At 25.9% G+C, this 1,842-nt stretch carries 3 protein-coding genes; all 3 read right to left on the bottom strand.

The window, feature by feature from the left end:
- Nucleotides 1-374 precede the first annotated feature (374 nt).
- Entirely contained in the window at nucleotides 375-683 is a 309-nt protein-coding gene (locus tag BR82_RS0114460; protein ID WP_027090735.1) for a spore coat protein, read from the bottom strand.
- Nucleotides 676-879: a hypothetical protein gene (locus BR82_RS0114465; RefSeq protein WP_027090736.1), complete on the bottom strand. Its 204-nt coding sequence runs from the start codon at nucleotides 877-879 to the stop codon at nucleotides 676-678. Before BR82_RS0114465 ends, BR82_RS0114460 begins: the two co-directional genes overlap by 8 nt.
- A gap of 97 nt (nucleotides 880-976) precedes the next feature.
- Nucleotides 977-1,672 carry a biotin--[acetyl-CoA-carboxylase] ligase gene (locus BR82_RS0114470; RefSeq protein WP_027090737.1) on the bottom strand — a complete coding sequence of 232 codons (696 nt, stop codon included), beginning with the start codon at nucleotides 1,670-1,672 and terminating at the stop codon, nucleotides 977-979.
- Nucleotides 1,673-1,842: the final 170 nt, after the last annotated feature.

Consider the following 1,842-nt stretch of genomic DNA (forward strand, 5'->3'; position numbering starts at 1 on the left):
TTTTGACAACTTAGGAGGTCACTTCATATTATCTTTTTACTATTTGCGCCATTTTTTAATTTCCCGTCTAATCAAAAAATGTAACCACTTTCATTATAAATCCTTATCATTTTTTTAGCAATATTTCACATAAATTGTGCAAATAATTAACGAAAAAGCATAAATATAAAACCATAATTTTACTTATTTTTATAAATAAATTTAACTTAAATAAAAATATCTTTATATAAAAAAATGTGTTATAGCTTAGACCATAACACATTTTTAATCACATTCTATAACTGATACATCATTTTGTTCTTGTCATTGAAATCAGTTTAATTCTAGGTTCCTTTTTTGTTGTATAAATTATTAATTTGTTGTTTTAATACTAACTATGCTAACTTTGCTTCCTTAGTAATGTATTCTTGAACAATTTTTTGAATTTTTTCTGGTGTTTCCCGTTTTAGTGGATACCAGCCTTTAGAATACATTACATCAAATACTTCACGTTGAATTTGATAAACTTCCTTTTGAATGCTAATAAGTTTATTTGCTAGTTCTTGATTTGAACTTTCAATAATGAAGGTCGTATAGTCACTCAATAATGATTTTAAACATAATAAAATATCATTTATTTTATCATAATCATTAAACACATTTTCATTAGGAAGAATCGGCTGTTTTGGTGGGTTATTATCCATTATTCAAACACCCCAGCAATTCACTATAATGATTTTTAAGAGTACTATTTACCCTACTTAAAGTCATTTTAATATCACTATCTTCTACACTTTCTTCATATAAATTTAACTTTTTGCATAAAACGTCAATACTATTTAACTGATCGTTAAACGAACCACTATCTTTAGTTGAAATCATTTTTGGTGGTCTATTCATAAAATTCCTCCTTCATAATTAGCTTGAGCAATTTTACTCATACTATACATGTTTAAAAATAAAAAAGAATCGTAAACTAGAATATAGTTTATAATTCTTATTCTCTATGTAAGGAAATCTCATTAACAGAAATTTTATATTTTTGATAGTTACTATCAATAAAATCAACAGTTCCATCTTCATTTAATTTAGTAAAAGTCACTAATCCATAATCTTGAAACTGAACTCTTTTATTCTTTAAATAAGAAATATCATTAGCACGATCCAAAATTTGATCATAGCAATCCTGTTGATAAAGATTATAATAAATTTTAAAATAAGTTAATATCGTAATCATAATTGGTTTAATTAAATAATTTTGTCCCATTTTCATTTTCATTGATGCATATTCACCACTTATTGAATTTACATTCAACCCAATTCCAATAACTACCGCATCTGATTCATCCTGATGCAAAGCTTCAACTAAAATCCCACAAATTTTTAAATCATCAACATAGATATCATTTGGCCATTTTATTTTCCCTTCAATTCCGTATCTATCTAATAATTCAACTACACTACATGAAGCTATTTGCGCTAGCTTATACAAATCTTGAGGATTTTTAAACTCTTTAATAAGAATACTCATTAAAAGATCTTGTCCTTTTTGACTTTCCCAAATATGACCATTTCGTCCATGTCCAGTAGTTTGATGATTGCATCTTACTACGCTAAAATCAGGTAATTTATCGATATTTCTTTTAACGTACTCATTGGTTGAATCAACCTCATCCAACTCAATATAATTCATACTGACACCTCTAATCTATATCTATTAATCTATTATACTACATTAAAAATCTTTCTACAATTATAACTATCTTTGAGTCAGCAACGACGAGTAAATTTTTTAATTTAAGCAGTTTTAATGATAAATATCTTAAGTGTTTATGACTGCTATATTTTTTTCTGTTTTTTTGG

Source organism: Thomasclavelia saccharogumia DSM 17460 (assembly GCF_000686665.1).
Lineage (GTDB): Bacteria > Bacillota_I > Bacilli_A > Erysipelotrichales > Coprobacillaceae > Thomasclavelia > Thomasclavelia saccharogumia.

Bases quoted from the DNA above. Each gene is read 5' to 3' on its own strand.
- BR82_RS0114465 (WP_027090736.1), bottom strand. From the start codon at position 879: ATGAATAGACCACCAAAAATGATTTCAACTAAAGATAGTGGTTCGTTT.
- BR82_RS0114460 (WP_027090735.1), bottom strand. From the start codon at position 683: ATGGATAATAACCCACCAAAACAGCCGATTCTTCCTAATGAAAATGTG.
- BR82_RS0114470 (WP_027090737.1), bottom strand. From the start codon at position 1,672: ATGAATTATATTGAGTTGGATGAGGTTGATTCAACCAATGAGTACGTT.